Annotated in this window: 12 protein-coding genes; 2 read left to right on the forward strand and 10 right to left on the reverse strand. The window is 38.2% G+C overall.

Going from position 1 to position 18,120, the window contains the following annotated elements:
• Positions 1–33: 33 nt before the first annotated feature.
• The 3 genes from ACUNWD_RS03195 to ACUNWD_RS03205 all read right to left on the reverse strand — a co-directional run bounded on the left by ACUNWD_RS03195 (position 34) and on the right by ACUNWD_RS03205 (position 2,938).
• Entirely contained in the window at positions 34–1,053 is a 1,020-nt protein-coding gene (locus ACUNWD_RS03195; RefSeq protein WP_445586319.1) for a FecR family protein, read from the reverse strand.
• Between the two features lie 58 nt (positions 1,054–1,111).
• Complete coding sequence (locus ACUNWD_RS03200) at positions 1,112–1,714, reverse strand: RNA polymerase sigma factor (protein ID WP_445586320.1); 603 nt, start codon at positions 1,712–1,714, stop codon at positions 1,112–1,114.
• A gap of 234 nt (positions 1,715–1,948) precedes the next feature.
• Positions 1,949–2,938 (reverse strand): glycoside hydrolase family 26 protein, encoded by a 990-nt coding sequence (locus tag ACUNWD_RS03205; RefSeq protein WP_445586321.1) that lies wholly within the window; start codon positions 2,936–2,938, stop codon positions 1,949–1,951.
• Positions 2,939–3,333: 395 nt separating this feature from the next.
• On the opposite strand from ACUNWD_RS03205, the gene ACUNWD_RS03210 reads away from it, so the two are divergent.
• Positions 3,334–4,206: an AraC family transcriptional regulator gene (locus ACUNWD_RS03210; RefSeq protein ID WP_445586322.1), complete on the forward strand. Its 873-nt coding sequence runs from the start codon at positions 3,334–3,336 to the stop codon at positions 4,204–4,206.
• Positions 4,207–4,522: 316 nt separating this feature from the next.
• Here ACUNWD_RS03210 and ACUNWD_RS03215 read toward each other — a convergent pair whose 3' ends face one another.
• On the reverse strand, positions 4,523–5,602 hold the full coding sequence (locus ACUNWD_RS03215; RefSeq protein WP_445586323.1) for a uroporphyrinogen decarboxylase family protein: 1,080 nt from the start codon (positions 5,600–5,602) through the stop codon (positions 4,523–4,525).
• 186 nt (positions 5,603–5,788) lie between these two features.
• Here ACUNWD_RS03215 and ACUNWD_RS03220 point away from each other — a divergent pair, with 186 nt between their 5' ends.
• Positions 5,789–6,682 carry a helix-turn-helix domain-containing protein gene (locus tag ACUNWD_RS03220; protein WP_445586324.1) on the forward strand — a complete coding sequence of 298 codons (894 nt, stop codon included), beginning with the start codon at positions 5,789–5,791 and terminating at the stop codon, positions 6,680–6,682.
• Between the two features lie 53 nt (positions 6,683–6,735).
• Here the strand turns inward: ACUNWD_RS03220 and ACUNWD_RS03225 are convergent, their stop codons facing one another.
• From ACUNWD_RS03225 to ACUNWD_RS03250, 6 genes are all read right to left on the reverse strand, one after another.
• Positions 6,736–9,183: a family 78 glycoside hydrolase catalytic domain gene (locus ACUNWD_RS03225; protein ID WP_445586325.1), complete on the reverse strand. Its 2,448-nt coding sequence runs from the start codon at positions 9,181–9,183 to the stop codon at positions 6,736–6,738.
• Between the two features lie 114 nt (positions 9,184–9,297).
• Entirely contained in the window at positions 9,298–10,116 is an 819-nt protein-coding gene (locus ACUNWD_RS03230; RefSeq protein WP_445586326.1) for a hypothetical protein, read from the reverse strand.
• Between the two features lie 13 nt (positions 10,117–10,129).
• Positions 10,130–10,696 carry a hypothetical protein gene (locus ACUNWD_RS03235; protein WP_445586327.1) on the reverse strand — a complete coding sequence of 189 codons (567 nt, stop codon included), beginning with the start codon at positions 10,694–10,696 and terminating at the stop codon, positions 10,130–10,132.
• Positions 10,697–10,765: 69 nt separating this feature from the next.
• Entirely contained in the window at positions 10,766–11,680 is a 915-nt protein-coding gene (locus ACUNWD_RS03240) for a hypothetical protein (RefSeq protein ID WP_445586328.1), read from the reverse strand.
• A gap of 119 nt (positions 11,681–11,799) precedes the next feature.
• Positions 11,800–14,640, reverse strand: coding sequence for a glycosyl hydrolase (locus ACUNWD_RS03245; protein ID WP_445586329.1), 2,841 nt, complete (start codon positions 14,638–14,640; stop codon positions 11,800–11,802).
• A gap of 364 nt (positions 14,641–15,004) precedes the next feature.
• On the reverse strand, positions 15,005–18,109 hold the full coding sequence (locus tag ACUNWD_RS03250; RefSeq protein ID WP_445586330.1) for a glycosyl hydrolase: 3,105 nt from the start codon (positions 18,107–18,109) through the stop codon (positions 15,005–15,007).
• Positions 18,110–18,120 lie beyond the last annotated feature (11 nt).

The following is an 18,120-nucleotide window of genomic DNA, read 5'->3' on the forward strand; positions in this document are numbered from 1 at the left end:
ACTTCCCTTTTTGATTTTAATTAAACCATATTCTTATTTTTTAATGATTACTTGTATTTTTGAAAGATTCCCGTCACCATCAGTTTTTCGATCTATCACGCTGTAGTTTAGATTCATAGTCAGACTCATATAGCGTAAAACCTCTTCCAGATTTTCATCTGCCATGATGGCCCGGAATAATTGTTCCCTATTCACATCCTTTTCGACAATGAAATCCACATTAAAATATCGTGAAAGCTTTCTTATTACTTCATCGAGATTATCATTGTAAAAAATTAACCTCCCGCTTTTCCAGGAAGTATAATTTTCAACATTGACATGATATTTTGTAAGTCGGCTGTCTATTTGGTTGATCACTAGCCGTTCGGATGGCAGAAGTACAACTTTTTGTTTTTTTGTTGTGTTAGTATATACCTTGACTTTTCCGGTTTCCACAACCACTTCAGCAATTGAATCAGCGTCATATGAAACAACATTAAAAGAAGTACCCAGAACTTTAACAGTTATGTCATTAGCATCTACAGAAAAAGGAAGTTGTGGATTTTTCACTACATCAAAAAAAGCCTCCCCTGTAAGAACAACATCTCGATGTCGGCTAAAACTAACGGGATATTTAATTACAGAACCTCCATTCAACCATACAGTTGAGCCATCTGGTAATGAAAATTGTGTTCTCGTCCCGTATGGTGAGTGCACAGATATCCACGTCTCATTTGAATAGTTACTGGTTGATTGGATGTAAAAATAAATTGATACTAATAAAATTGGGATCATCAGAACAGCAGCATATCTAAAAAAAACACTGATGAACTGTTCAATTTTCAGCTTCTTTGTTTGTTTGGATAAAAGGATTTGATGGCTAAGCTTATATCTGACAGAATCAGGTATCTTCGCTACTGAATTATACTCTGAATCGGAAATTAATTCAAGTAATAGATTATTTACTTGACTTGAATATTCATCCTTTGTAAAATAATTATCTACAACTTCTTTTTCAGCTAGAGTAAAGTTCCCTAATAAATACTTCTTTACTATCTTTTTGTCTATTGCCATTTATTATTCTTGCGTTTACTATACTACTGTCAAGAATAAAAAAAGTACCATACTTACCTTAAAAATTATATTTCATAAAAAAAGAAATAAGAAGAAATTTCAATTCACTTCTTTCTTTTTTTGCTTCTTCTCGTAGGTATTTCGTTGCTGAAACCAACTGATTTTTCACCGTTTGAACCGACAAATTCAAGTCTTTCGAAATTTCCTGAATTGATAATCCGTTTTTCTTATTTAAAATAAATATTTCACGTTTTGCAGGTGATAATTTATTAATCAACGAATCTACATAAACCAATAGGTCTTTATACTCAAGAACTGTCATCTGGTAAGTTCTATCGAAATTCAATTCCAGAGCAATATCCTGCTTATATTTTTCACTCAGAAGCTTTTTTTGATACAAGTCTTTTGAAGTATTAACTGCAATTCGATACAAGTAAGCATTAAACGAATGGTCAGGTTTCAAATTCTTCCTCTTTACCCATATTTTGAAAAAGATATTCTGAACCACTTCTTCAGCTTCTACCTGATCCTTTATAATGCTCAGCACAAATGAATACAAATTTGATCCATATCGTATGAAAAGTTCGTTAAATGCACGATGATCTCCGTTTTTCACCATGTAAACGAGTTCTCCATCTGTTGATTTTGAATAGATTCTCAACCTTATTTTAAGATTTTTATAAAATAATATAGATCAATCTCACATAATAAATAGAGGACTGCTGGCTCCTATTAATTTAGAGGAAAAAAAATGACATTATTATTTTTAAAATTTCCTGAAATTTTTGCGTACTCTAAATTTCCTTTTTAATGCTGACCGCTTTGATTCTAATACACCACTAAAATTACTTATCTCTAGCCTTAAAAATGATCGGAAATTTATTTCCATAATAGGCTACTCCCAACCGGGCATTTCATCCAACGTTAGTACATTTTCGGCATCATGAACTTTCTTGATTTGTTCTTCCGTGTTCCTTTCAACTTCCAGCTCCGACCATCCCATAAAAAATGTCCACTTAGGCTGATCTTTCAGTTGTTCGACAGTTGGAATTTTCTGACACTCTCCGATTGCAATAGGTTTACCTTTAGCAGCTTCAACAATGATATTATATTTTTCCTCACTATAACCAGATTTATCATCATAGACATCAAGCGCTAATACATCCCAATATTCATCCCCAGGATTATATGAAATCGCATCAGCTGCCAACGTGCCAAAGTCTTGAATATCCCAAACCCAGATTAAGTTTGTCAGGCCTTTCTCATTGGTCATGTAATCATGAAGCATCTGAAACAATTTCAGTGTTCCCTCGGGTCCAGGACGACCTCCCCACCAAAACACTCCCTGATTCATTTCATGCATCGGACGCCAAAGCACTTCCACTCCTTTGTTTTGCAAGTACTCCAAATAGCCACTTATTTCATCAACTCGAGATTTCCATTCCTTATTTAATGGAGTTCCGTCAGTTGTCAATTCTTTCCACTGCTCATCTGACAAATGACTTAACACACCTTCTTTATTCCAGCCACAAGGCTCATTTAACGCAGGGCTACAGGTATGCCACATAATATTAATAACAGCACCTTTTTCCCATTGCGTAACTGCCTCGTCAATCATCGTTTGACGATTTTCAATATTCTCTTCCTGAAAAAGAAAATCTCCACTCCATAGTCCTGGATATTTACCAGTAAGTCTATGAATTTCATTGGTCCACTGATCTGGATTTGCATTGGGCTCTCTATTGTGAATTCCGGCAATTGTCTTTGAACCAGAAATCTCATACAAAAAGTCAAGGGTTTTAAAGCTTCTCTCCTTTTTGGCCTGACAAGCACCTAATGAAGGCATTAAAATGATGGCAACAAGGACGATAAAATTATTTTTCATGAAATGAATGTTTAGGTTTAATAAAAGGTATTTACACATCATTTTACCTACACGCCGAGTTTAAACTTTTAGCATTTAGTCAGTGTAAATCACAGTAATCAATATAACAATCAAAAATAAATACTCAATTCTTATATCCTTAATGTTATTTTATCAATTCTTAGTACTAATCAGTATTTTTTAAATATCATTATGAAACTATTCTATCACATAATGATACTTTTTTATCATTTACAACAACCACTAAACAAAATAAATCACTAACAAATTAATTTATTATAACTTAGGACCTATATATATTTAACATGTTTTCTATTCAAATTCAACATTTTTATTGAATTCGCACTTAAATATCTGAGGGAAAGCAAATAAAATATTCACTAAAACGGGAAGCGATGAATGTACTTAGAGAAATTACTCCTTTAACGCAATATGATTGTTTTACCATCTTTTCCAGAGAAAAGGATGAGTTTGATTTTCCACTCCATGCCCATGAAGACATAGAAATAAACCTAATCTTAGACGGAGAAGGTGCTCAGCGAATTGTAGGTGATCACATCAGCGAGATAACAAACAAGGAGCTGGTGTGCATTGGCTCAAATTTAGCTCATGGCTGGTTTACTCATAAATGTACCAATAAGAAAATTAGAGAGGTAACCATTCAATTCCACACAGACCTTTTTGACGAGCGTTTCCTAAAAAGAAACCAAATGGTCAACATTCGAAACATGTTTGAAAATGCAAAGCGGGGAATTGCTTTCCACCCATCTACCATAGAAACAATTGCACCAAGAATAATTGCTCTTTATAAGAAAGGTGGGTTTGATTCGACGCTTGAACTGCTATCCATTTTGCACGACCTTTCAATTTCCAGAGATATAAAAATACTCTCAAACGCCACATTCTCCCCAGAGCAATACGGAACATACAATAGTAGACGCATTGAAAAGGTATTTGAGTACATGAATAATAACTTTCATAAGCAAATTACACTTTCCGAAGTTTCAAAAATCGCTAATATGTCAGAAGCGTCTTTTAGTCGTTTTATTAAAAAGCATACTGGATTTAGTTTTGTCGATAGTTTGAATGAAATTAGATTAGGACATGTTTCAAGAATGCTTCTAGACACGACTCAGTCTATTGCTGAAATCGCTTTTAAATGTGGCTTTAACAACATGGCAAACTTCAACAGAACTTTTAAAAATAAGAAAGGATTTACCCCAAAAGAATTTCGAAACAAATATGTCGGGGAGAGGATATTCATTTAAGCACTTGACACAAAAGAGTTATTCTTGATACAATTGATGTGTCTATTAAAATTAAGATTAAGCTTTATTGTATTTATATTCGCAAATAGGGTAAGTATACAAAATCAGTAAATTACCTATATCCGAAAGGAATGGTAAAATACTGATTTTGCAAAAAAATATTCCCTATTTATCAAAAACTGAAAAGCGTGCTTGCTTTTGCCAATCTAAAGGTTGCTCTAAGCAATTAATGTGTACTAAAGTAAGCTATAGAAAATCATCCTGCCCTCGTTTGACTATAACAGAAACAAGGAAGGAGTCAAAGAACTTTTCTTAACTATAGCCTCTTAACCGTCTCAAATAGTGCAAGTATATTTTCTTTCGAAGTATCTTCCTGAATATTGTGTGCAGGAGCGATGATATAGCCCCCACCTTTCCCAAGGATACCTGCCCTGCGGGTTACTTCAGTTTTAATTTCTTCAGGAGTGCCATTGGGCAACAAGTCCTGAACACAAATACCACCAAAAAAACATAGTTCCCCGCCAAAACTATCTTTAAGGCTTTGTGGCTCCATGCCTGTTGCAAGCGGCTGAATGGGATTTAAAACATCCAACCCAATTTCTATAAAATCAGGTATTAAAGGTTTGATTGCACCACAGGAATGCCAGGCCAGTTTGATGTTTGGATTCACTTTTCGAAATTCAGCAAACATCTCCTTTATTCTCGGTTTAAAAACCCTTCTGAATGTATCCTCATCCATCATTAAACTGGTTTGTGATCCGAAATCATCGCCGCACCATAAAAGATCTGCTCCCAACTCGATCATTTTCTTCCCGTATTCAGTATGAATTGCCTGAATTTTATCAAGTAGCGGATTAATATATTCAGTCTCCATCATCAGGTCAATCAGGAACTTTTCCAGGCCAGTCAGATACCAGGCTGTTTCAAAAAGGGTAGTTTCCAGGTCCGCAATAATACCGTGTGTTTTTCCATATTTTTCAACTGTTTTTATTGCTGCTTCCCATCGTCCAGGTGCAAATGGATCAGGAAAATTGAAATCTTCAATATCTTTCGCAGTTTCTGCATGCGCCAAGGGGAACTCGTAAAACTCGTTGTATTGTCCTGTATCTTTCAAAACCATTCCCCACTCATTTTTTATTAAGCCATTTTCGAGTGTGATTGTCGGATTGTTTTCAGGGACACATGTCGCTATTCCCACGGCATCAGCGCCAAGATACGCCATCAAATCCATGTGCGACGCACGTGTCGACAACATGGAATCAAGTGGCTCTTCAAAAGGTTGTCCTGTGTGTTTACATAACTTTTTAGCTACCTGGGGTGTAACAGAAACAAATAGCGGTGGCCTGTCCGGGGTTTCTCCACCTAATGTTTTTAAAAACCTTTCTCTCGAATTCATTATATGCTAATTTTTGTTGTTTTTTTTGCTTACAGGGATAAGACAAAAAAAATTATTATCGATCAATTTTTCAATTCAAAATACAACACAACATTATTTGACTTAGAAATACTATCTTAGCCTCAGCAAAATAACTCTACAAATCAGCAAGTATCAATGCACGTTTTGCCAAAAGCACATCACAAAATGACAAACACAAATATCGGAATCAAAAAATACCTTCCGGTTTCTGAAACCGATAAAAGTTGGGGATTTGTAGTTCATGATGTCGGACAAGCTATAATTTCCCCAAACACTGAATACCCCCCGGCTGGTCATCCAGGAAGTCACAGATTTTGTTGGGAACATGGCAGGATTCTTCATGAACATCATTTTGTTCTAATTACAGAAGGAAAAGGAATTTTTGAAAGTCATTCAGCCGGAGTTATAAACTTAAATGCTGGTGATGGTTTTATTCTTTTCCCAAATGAATGGCACCGATACAAACCCGGACCTAAAATTGGCTGGACAGAATATTGGATTGGCTTTTCCGGACCTATTACTGATTTGGTTATGAAAGACATCTTTTTTACCCCTAAAAAACCGGTTGTGCCGAATTGTGCCAACATGGTCGTGCAAAACCTTTTCAAATCCTTGTTTCAATTGATACTGGAAGAACCATTTGGTTTTCAGCGTTCTGCTTCCGGTATTTGTATCCAATTAATTGCTGAGATCTGTAATATAAAAAAAAATCCTGATTCCAACAGCGACACACAATCGTTCATATCAAAAGCCAAGCTCCTCATGAATCAAAAAATAAATGAAGACTTTGATCTTCATTTATTTTGCAAACATCATGGGATTACCTATTCAAAATTCAGGAAAGACTTTAAAAACCAAACGGGCTTAGCCCCTCTTCAATACTTTCTCCTTATTAAAATCGAAAAAGCCAAGGAACTGCTAAATACAACAGACCTGAGAACCAAACAAATTGCTTTCAGCCTGGGATTTAGTTCCGATCATTATTTTTCCAGGCTTTTTCGAGCAAAGACAGGTTTTTCTCCCCAACACTTCAGATCGAAGTCTGGAAAATGCATTTAATCTTAAATCCCGGTTTCACAACCTATTTTCTAATTCAGCTTTTTTTCTACCGGTTAATTCACTATAATTTCACATTCAATTTGATACTCCCCTGCTTTTAAAAGGATTTTTTCCCATTGTTCTTCATTATCAGAAAAAACTAACGGTTGCTTTTCGTCTAGTGTTTTCCCATTTACTTTTACTGATTTCTGATTTGTAGTCGGTAGATAAACAGAAGCAGTGGTACCTTGCGGCACGTTCAATTTGAGTACAAAATTGCTCCCCTTCGATTTCTCCCAGCTAACCGAAATATCGCCGGCCACTGTCGATACCTTTCCTTTCGCCCACATTAAGTCGCATCTGTTGGGTTTTACAGCAAAGCTCTTCCATCCATAACCAGTTGGTTCAACTCCAAGGACTTTCTGGGGTAACAAAGCAGTGGGACCAGATGACCATGCATGCGAAGTTGCCCCCCAAGAAAGATCCCATCCTTCATGCCAGGCACCATTGAATGAACTCAGTTGCATCTGTTCGCCCCAGTTTTTGCGCAAATAATCGAGTGCCCACTGTGCATTACCTTGCGTAAACATTGCGTAAAGCGTCCAATAGGCGTATGACTGTTCGCTGGATTTTCCCCGTTCCATCATTAGTTTTAGTATATCCTCTTTTCGACTTTCATCAGGCAGTCCGTAATTTAGTGCATAAACCTGGGTCTGTTGTCCAATCTGGGTGCCCTCATAACTATCCAGATAGGCTCTATCTTTTTCAGACCAAAGTTCTCTGTTTATATTTTCCTTAAGCCGACGGGCTTGCTCTAACCATCTTTCTGCCTGATCGTTATCGTTAGCAAAATCGGAAGCAATAGCAGCAGCGGCATTTAGTGCTCCGTAATAAAGGCAGTTAAGTCCAGTAACGATATTCTTTTTCTCAATTGAATAACTACTCGGCCAGTCAAGTACAATCCAGCCAGGGAGATCAGTAAGCAAACCCGTTTTTTCATCCACAAATGACAGGTAGTAATCAACAGCCTTTTTCATATTGGGGTACAAGTTCTCAATCAATTCATCCTTTCCAAAATACATAAAATATTCTCGCATCATTAAAACCCATTCCAGCTGATAATCTGCCAAGTAGGTTGAACTGCCCGGTTGCATGAAATAATCGGTCGGATACCGGCTTCTTACTGCCCCATCCTCTCTCCAGCGTTGTGACTGTGCACCGCAGAGTAGGTTGTAAGCTGATAAAAACCGTGCACTTTCACCAAAGGCATAATTCCCATAAATCTGCATATAGCGAGAGTCTCCGGCGATATATTGCGTGTGCTCACGCCAAGGATCCTGGTAGGTATCGATGGAGTTGATGCGCATGGTATGCTTACCAACTTCCCATTTCTCGTTCAACTGCGGATCGGAACATTCAAAGGAGCTGACCATTTCATAATTATAACAGGAGAATTCCGCACTGACATCCTGAATTTGAATATCCAAATCGGTTTCCATCGAAAAATAGCGAAATCCTGACCAGGTGTAAGGACGCCAGCTTTGAAGACCTTTTTTTGTGGTATATTTCTCTGAATGATCGCTGCTCACTCGCAGCTTGGGGGCTTTAAGTGAATCCAGCCGTTCGCCCGTGCCAACTTCTATTTGAATACCCTCTCTAGCAGAATTAATACTGAATTGCGGATAGCCGGTAATCTCAGTACCAAAATCGTACACCATCAGATTCCCGGTTTTCCACTTGCGAATAGGCCGAACGATTTTTCGATCTAACTGAGGACGTTCAGTCACCACCATACTGTTCCAAGGAGAAACCGGGGGAATTCCAATAACAGTTGCCTTTTCCCATTTTGAGTCATTGAAGCCTGCATCATGCCATCCGTCCGGCCAGAGCCTTGCATCAAATTCTTCAATAAATCCAATTAGGCGGGCATTTGGATCCCTATAGGGTGTTTCCGTTTTCCAAGCTTTGGCATGCGTAACTTTCCAGCTGTCATCACTCAACAGACTGGTTGACGAGCCATCAGCAAAATCCAACTTAGACTGAAAGAAAAATCCGCCCCGGGCATTTATCTGAGAGTGAAGCCCAACGCCAAAATTCTGAACCACCCCCGAAATGCAGTTTTCCCCTTCTTGCAGGTAACTTGCAATATTGAATTTGTCGTAACATTGATATTCAGGGTCACAATTCATCGGGCAACGTTCAACAAGCTTACCATTAATATACACATCGGCATAAGCATAAGCGGAAATGTAAGTGATGGCTTCCTTGGGAAGCTTTTTCAACTTGAACGTTTTACGAACAAGCAAATAATAGTTTTTCGGATTTTCTTCACCTGAATCCCAAATCCAGCTGGCCAGAGGCTTTACACCATTTAGTGTTGATGACGCCTCGGAAATTGAAGAATGCTTCCCCCATCGGTCAGACGCATTCGATGTCTGTGCGTTAAGGTTAAGTACGATCGTCATTCCAACGAGCAAGGTTAGGATAAATGGTTTTGTCCACTCGTTTCTTTCTTTCTTCATTTTTGGTTTGTTTTTTTATATTCTTTCTCAATTCAATTTCGCTGTTAATTGATGTTTTTCAGAGATAATCTTGTTATTCTCGTTATCAATCAAAAGCACTTCACTATGAGTTTGTTAATCTATAAATAAGCCGCAGAGGGAAGCGTTGCTACCCCGAACTTGGTTTACCCGAATTCGTATGCTACTGCTGGCGTTGAATTTCACATATTTCCCATCCCCATAATCCTTGATAATTTTTACGGGCATCAACAATGCTTTGCTATCCAGATCGAAAACCTCAATTGCCGAACGCCTTCCGTCATTCTCGTAATCCAACAGGTATAAAGAAACATGGTACGGTTGATCTTTCAGGCAACGAATATCAATTATCATAGTCTGCATGCAGGGCGCAGGGTCTTTCGTAATAATTGCTCCAAGCTTCCGTCCGGCAGCATTATCTTGAACCGGAGCTAACACCCGCTGATCATTTTTTATATTCTCCAAATGCATATTGCCATTTTGCGCGAGATCGATTGAACCAATAAAATCAGGTAGTTTTTTCAGATGCTTGTCCGAACCTTCAATATTAAACAACATGAATCCTTTTTCTCCACATTTCCCAATCCATTTCCCATGCGTGTTCTTATCATCTTTTAAGAACCTAGATTCATAATTGAGAGATTCTTTGGCAGTGATATTATCTTTCTCTACTTGACAAAATTTTATGTTGTATTGACCAGCTTCCAGTTCCCCAATGTAAACGAAATTATTGTCCACACTATCCGGTTTCATTTTATTTCCATTTATACTGATATAAGAATAATCTTTAAAATTTTTAGGAACAGCAACATTTGCCCTAGTATTGCGAGGAACGACCAGGTTCATTTCTCCAACTTTCGTGTTACAAGATAATTTAACATCTCGGGGGGAGTTGGCATAACTCCTTTTACCCATTCCAATCTGCCGCTTAAATGAGGCCTGATATTGAAGGTTCGAAAGCCTGTGTAACAGGAGTAATACCCAAAATTTTCTCGGAGAGCCAATTTGTGACCCCTGCGCTCCATGGATGACAAAGACTTGTATACCCGCATTGGTTATTTACTGGTGCATCATTTGTGGCAAGCAGTTGATTCCAGGATGGCCGATACACTTCAAAAAAAGAAGTCCCCCCATAGCGTAATTGACCTCCCCAACAATCATCGATAGTAGTGAGTGCTTCTGCATCTTTTCCCATATTCTCCATTGCCTGAATAATAAAAAACTGATTGAACGGCGAATAAGACAATCTTTGTAAGCGATCTGAATAATTATTATTCCATATAATTGATTCCTCTTCAGGATGTAGAACTCCGGCATTTATAATATTCGAAGAAGAATGAATCCCTAAATAACCAGGCCAATTTTTTGTCGCCCTTAATCCCTTCATTTTTTCATCTGTATAACCGGCATATTTTTCTGAAAGATCATCTTTTCCCAACCATGTCATCAATTTGCCAAATTCATTCCATGCCTGAACAGAAAGAGTACGGACCACATTCTGTGACTCTATACAATCCGCATTTTCAAAACCCGCACCTAACCTTTCATCCCAACCATTAAATCCTCAGTTTGAACTGCTATCAAAGTTTTTATAGGCATTATCCAATATTTCGCAGGCTTTTGGAAGCAATTCGTTTAGAGTGCTTATATCTCCAGTAAAATTACAGTAATCGACTAAACTCAATACCCAATATATTGGATAGCTGACAATACCATTGGACTCAGTAGAGGTCCGAAACAAATTTTTTCTAATAAAATCATAATTTCCAAAAGCAACCAATGATGCAGCCTGAGCAGGATAGGCATCTCCTGTCCATGAAAAACGATCGCTTCGCTCCATCAATATCGCTCCAAAGAAATCCTTCTGAAAGTTTAATTTTACAGTATAAGCACCGGTATACCAAATACGGGTTAAAGTCGTGTCACTGCACGAAAAGCTCCCCTCATAGTTTGTGGGTTTTACCTGACATACCAATCGAACCTCCTTAATGGTGCATGGTTTATTCAGCTTCCTAATATGTATCCACCCAAAACGAACGCCTTCATATAACTCTTTATTTAATTCCAAACGATAGGTTGATCCGTATTTAACTGGAGTTAAAGTCTTTCTGGGATTTTGCGCACCAACATTCAAAACAGCAGGTTCATTATATTCGCTAATACTCATTTCAACTTCTCCGTCAAAATCATCTGAATCAAATTCCAACCAGCCGGCACTCTCTGTTCCAAAATCGAACATCAGATTACATGATTCCTTTATTTTAATGGGAAATAGACCTTCTTTTTTCGAAAAAGTATCATCCGAAACCTTAAATGATGCAGACAATGGATGCAAGACATAGGTCTCCAATTCATCATCAGCAGTGGTTTTCTCCCATTTATATCCAACCAATGGGTCCGGTGACTCAGGTACATCTACACGTGTAAACTTGCCGGAACATAGCGAGTATGGCTCGGCTATCTTTAAATTAAAAGACAAATTACACCCCTGATTTTGAGGTATAACTGTCTTTGTTAAAAAGATTGCAAAAAATAAAAAGGGATATTTTAGGAATCTTAGGTTTAGGAAGTTAGGCATTGTCTTTTGCGTCTAAATATTTAGGAATTATTCTCTAGTATTAACCGAACCGGGCCTATGATTCCCATTGGATAATATTCCTGATAGCCAGTCCAGTTTTGTGCAACTTTGTTTTCTTTCAGACCCTTCATGTAGTTACCCACAACGGTTGTTAACTTTATTGAAACCTTGTTTTCACCTTCCTTAATTGCCTCTTTAATGTTATAAACATGGGCCCCGTACCACCTGGTTCCTATTAATTTTCCGTTAACGGTCAACTCTGAAACACCTTGTACATCGCCCAAATCAATACAATTGAATTCCAATGAATCAACATTAATTGACTTTTCATAGATTACCTGGCCAGCAAAATTCCTTATTCGATCGTCTTTTGTCAAATCGATCAAAGAATCAAGATCAAGCAGCTGCTTTTCACCATTTATATGATTTAACTGAAGATGCCATGCTACTGAAATTTCTTTTCCCGTAAGGTTCGATGGCATAGGATAAAATTTTTCTCCTTTTGAATGCTTTTCGAAAACAAGCAGTATTGATGTAGCTCGTGGTAAATACAACTCCAAAGTTTTCCTGCTTCCTTTCGTTGGAAACAGACTTCTTCCTCCTGTTTCCGGGTTCCAAACGCAGGGATACAAATCATCGTCTACCTGAAATTCAGCAGTTACCGAAATATCTTCAGCCAAACCGGTATTTGCTAGGAAAAATACAGGACTATCACCCAAACGATAATTCGACTGGGATAAATATTTATGAGTCTTGTCAAATTTGACATAGGGATTAAACTGCATGCTATCCTGCATTTTTCCATACCAACTTATCAAATTGCCGTCAGGAGCAGGATAAACAACCACGTTCGCCGGTTTATCGTCCAGTAATTTGCCAATGATTCGTTTCACATCAGCATCTTCGGTTTCACCACCTGTAAAAGACGGTGATTTGAATGGAACTTTTTCAATAAAAACTATTTTCCCTCCGACGTTTGCAAACTCAACCAAAGCTTTGGCGGTACCAATATCCAGTGTTTCAATTTCAGGTAATAGGATGGACGAATAACACCGCTCGTTGTGTATCATTTGTCCATCTTTAAATGTAGATCGTTTGATGATGTTTTCACTAACAACATCACATCCGCCACCGTTCTGATTTATAGCTTCCCATAAATTATGCTGATATTCAGGATAACACTTTTGCGGGAACGGATCTCGCTGAGGTCCATATTTCAGCCATAAATCAATCAATGGTTGAAGAATAGCAACGTTCGCCTGAGGAACAGCATTCTGGAAAATATAAGATACACGAGCCTTATAATCTGACCATTTGTTGAAATAGGGCCACCAGGTATTCCTTTCATTAAAATAGGCGCCATAGCGAATCCACCCGGGAAAAATAGCTTCCGGCGGTGAATAATTGAATCCGTGTAAAATAGAATGGTTCACACCGGAAATATTACTTTGATCCCCGATAATTTTTATATTCTCAAGCGTGGCCATGAAAGCCATGGCTGTATTTGTGATTTCCTCACAACTAACGATCGTTTTACCTGCAAGAGCAGCTCCCGAAGCTACATATTTGTTGCACATTCGTGGCCCTCTGCCAGTCAAACCTGTGTCAGGATATTCTCTGCCTACATCTTTAAATGCCCAGGTTTCGCATTCCGGGATATCAATTTCCATACTCGCTTCCACCGGATGCATTCCACGTCCATAGGCCTGCATTCTGGATTTTACATTATTTCGATGACACCATGCATTGAACGTGTCAATGAAACGTTCTTTAAAAAGCTCGATCCGTGTTTGGTAATAATCGAGGTCAACACGTTTAATTTGGTCAACTACTTCTTCTGAAAACTTGATGCCATACTCTTCATCAAGAGGATTTCCCATATGTCCAACTTTTTTCAGCACAAAAGGAAGGTATGGCACCAGCGAATAGCCCCGTCTCTTTTCAAACTCAGCAGGTAAATCATCGTTCCAGTTCGCACCTTCCAGCTCCATACTATCGCAAAACATGGCCCGGATGTAATTTCCCATGTTTCCGATTTTGCTGGTAATAAAGCCGGATATTCTGTCCAGATATAATTCCGTTGCTTCTTTGCTATAGTGATTTAAAACTGGTCCGGCTGCCCCCGGAGCACCGTTAATCACTGCCATATATCCTGTGAGCTTCACTACATAATACAGCACATGATCCCCTTCAGTAACATCAATTTCAATGGTATCTTCTTTTATCGTTCCGATGAACTCTGTTCCTTCTGTAAACTGATCAGATTCCTTAGGTAGTAAACGGACCATCAACAGGTCTTTATAAACCAACTCGTTCTTTGAATGTACATTCGGGTTTACTTTTTCTAAAAGCTCACTTACTGCAAACCGGTATTTTTTTCCACCACTTAAATCAATCGTTTCAATAGTAACCATCTGCGACCGCTCATCCTTTTTTAGGAACTCACCACCAAATGGCCAACCAGATCCAACAATCATATCGCAAACCAGACCGCGTTCTTTGGCTCCTTCAAGAGCAACCTGCAACATCTCAAGCCACTCATCATCAAAGATCGTTAAGGCTTTATATCCAACCGGATCTGTATCTCCGGGGAAGGCAATGGGGTTGATCTCTGCACCGCCAATTCCCGCAGCTTTCATGACATCCAGCTCTCGTAATATTTCTTTTTTATCGAGTCTATTCCCATTCCACCACCAACGGACAAAAAGTCTGGAACTAACCGGAGGATTCTGAAATCCTTCAAAATAATTATCAAGCTGGTTATTCTTAAATAAAGGATTGACGCACCCCAAAAGTGAGTCTATGAATAATATGCTGGATGAAGCCAGCATACCCGTCTTAATAAAATTTCTTCTTTCCATTTATTGATTGGTTTAGTTTATTGATTAGTAGCTTTTTTAAATTAAAATAAATTGATTACTAAAGATGTACGTATCTCAATCTTCAAATAAACGACAACTATCGATTAATTTAAATACAGAAATTGAGAAAAACGTTACACAATTTGAGACAAAAAAGAATGAGCCATAATATTTTATTTTTAGTAGAGGTTGCTGATCAAGAAAATAACCTTGATCAGTAGCTCTATCCCATTCTCATTTGTGTCTCATACTGCAATTCAGAAATATTTTGCAAACTTAAATTTAGTAAACGCTTACCAATACAAAACTATCTCGCTGAATATATACACAGTAACAAATCAAACGAATTCGTCTCAAAATTCTATTACTGATTCACTAACGTTATTGGGCCAAAAAGTCCTGCATTATATTTGTTAAAATCAGGGTTTCCAATCCACCCCCAGGTTCGAAGGGTACCCATATCTTCATTTTTCCACATCTCATTTACCATCAAATTACCAATGCGAATTCTTATTTTATTATCTCCTGTTCTTAATTGACTGGAAATATCGAATTTGAAAGGAGGCCACAAACGAGCACCAACTGACTGATCATTGATAAAAACCTCTGCCATATATTTCACCTTTCCTAAATCAACGTAAACCTTCTCATCTTGCTTTTCTATGTTTACATTGGTTTCATAATCAACATAGCCGGTGTATTGCTCCAATCCGTATTCATACCACGATCTTAACGTGCAATTTTTTGTATACTCTACAACGAATTTCAATGGGCAAGTAGGAAGCGTATCTTCTTCAAAAAGCCTAGCAAATGCCGCCAAATGAGCATTATCAGGCAATTTAACAGACGAGACGGACAGTTTTTCTTTTTTTCCATCAATCCAAATTTCAGTTCCATTCATACTCCCAGGAAAAATCATCGTTTTTGCTCCCACGGGGACATTTATTCTCCAATAAACATAACTATCAGCATCAGATTGATCTGCACCTTCATCGCCCATCTTCGCCTTTTTCGCTAATGACTTTTTCCCGGAAATAAATGAGCTATACTCCCAACTTGAATCATTAAATCCAAGTTTCAACTTTGATTCATTTATTTCTTTATCTGTTGAAGACTGAGACCGTGCAGATGTCCGGTAAATTGTATCCACTCCCGGATAACTCACTGTCCATTTGTCATTTAAAATAATTTCTTCGGTTGAATGCCCTCCAGTAACTTTATTATTTTCAAACTCCATTCCATCAGGATTAAATACAAGCCAGTAGCCCTCGTAGGGCTGTAATGTTAAGGACACCCTATTGTATCCATTATCTTTTCCTGAATGAACAGTTGTAATTTCTCCCGTTTCGCAGTTCCAAATTTCTGCAACACCTTCACCATCCTTCAACCAAGCTGAGAAATTTCGCACCGTATCAGTATTATTTGCCAACCAGTAGAAATCAGTCGTGGCTATTTTCCGATGAGCAGTGTAAAGCCTTCCGGAATTCTCGAGTCGTATCTGCGGTTCAAGCCTTTCATTTAATACAGTTACCATTCTAGCTAGTTTATTCTTATCAACTGACAAATCAATAACGTTTGGAAGTTGCATTAAAGCTTTCATTTGATTGATGATTACGTTATCCGTCAACCCTTCTTCAGGTGATCCCTGAGGTAATTCACCAAGAATAATAACTACACCTCCATTTTCTGCAAATTCAAGAATTTTAGTTGAGGCAACATGAGAAATTACGCAAACAGGGGGTAGTACCAGTGCCGAAAATTCATGATCGTTTATGTTAATCTTAGTTAACTTATCTATTGACTCTACCTTACCATCGTTGAGGTAATACTTATCGGCAATTAAAAAATCAATATTGTTTTTATTCATCTCCCGCATGGCATCCGAATAGATTTGATTCGTTTCAATCGAAAGCTTATCCCATACCTCGGAACTTTCGCTCATCGTATAACCTTCATCATGTGAAAAAATACCTTCGGAGTTGGCCCAAATACTCTCTTGTGGATTATATAATAATACGTCGGCAACCAACTTACTTTGTCTCGTTATAAATGAAGCACGTCTGGAAAAATCCGTCCAATAGCGCAGATAAGGCCAATATGGATTTTCTATAAACCAATCAGGAGGGAAAGGATCTGTTTCCACTTTTCGGTTAAGGTTAATACCATGAGGAACAACATGATTAACGCCGAATGCAGTAATAGAATTAATGGTCATTTTCATCATCTCAGGTGTTTGCTCCCACCCTGCAACACCCATGATTTCACTCATAAACGGACGATCTTCCAATTCCGCGATTGTTTGTACTTCTTTAAAATCATGGACATCCTGAGATTTCATCAACAAGCAATCTGTGCCGGGCATCGTTGTTTTTCTGGTTACGCGCATAAAATCGCCCATTGCTGCCGCCTGCAACAACAGGGACTCTTCCCATAAATTTGAAATATAATACATGTTGTGATTACTCAACCAATCGACCATAGGTGTGAAGTAACAATTTTCGTACACATCTGAAACCACTTCAAACCAGTCACAGCGGGCTTTGGCGTATAGTCCCTCACTATCTTTCTCTGTCAATAGCGGTAACCATAATCGGATGTCTTGCCCCTTCATTTCCTGATATCTTTTCGGAAGATATTCAGACCATGCCATTCTCCATCCATAATCGCCTTCGTTATCGACAAAAACTCCAGGAATAGAGTTTCCCATTTCATCTCCAAATCGTTTGGCATATTGTTCGTGTACCAGCGGAATAAATGCCTCCATCAATTTGGGGTCTAGATAATTCACTTTTCCACCATCTAGTCCAGCATGAAATTTTTTTGTGTAGGTGTATACCACCCATTCACCTTCAGGTACACTCCATGTTAGATTTTTTCCTTCACCTACCAATTGTAGTGAACTAGCATCAATTTTTTGATTGATGAGCCTGGCTGCAACGGCAAAGTCAATCGAATCGAATTGTATTGTTGAGCTTGCTTCAACTTCGTGGCGTTGCCAATCAAGATATTTTGCTTCGAGTTCCGGATGTTGTTTTAGAACACGACCAGCAGCCTGACCACTTGGCCAATCATATTCATCACAGTATCCAAGGGTTAATCCGTAATCTTTGGCTTTTTGAAGTGCATTGCCAAAACTGTTAAACCATGGTTCTTCCAGGTATTGCTCGTAGGGTAAAGATGAAAATTTAGGATTTAACCGATCCATTGAGCTGCGCGGATGAGCATAACCGGGGTTCAATCTCTGTTTAGCCATTTCATCAATCATGGATGCAGCAAAATTTTCATCCCTGATGGTATCATCCCAAAACCAAAAAGCATGGGGGGCATAGAACATAGGTGGATTGGCAAACATTTCACGAACTGTTTCTGTATCCGTGTATTTCTTTTGCCACTCTGGTTGATCGTTATTCTTTTCACAACCAATAAGCAATAGCATCAAGATAATGACAAAAACGTTTATAAATCTCATAGTTAATGGTT

The organism is Sunxiuqinia sp. A32 (genome assembly GCF_052690465.1).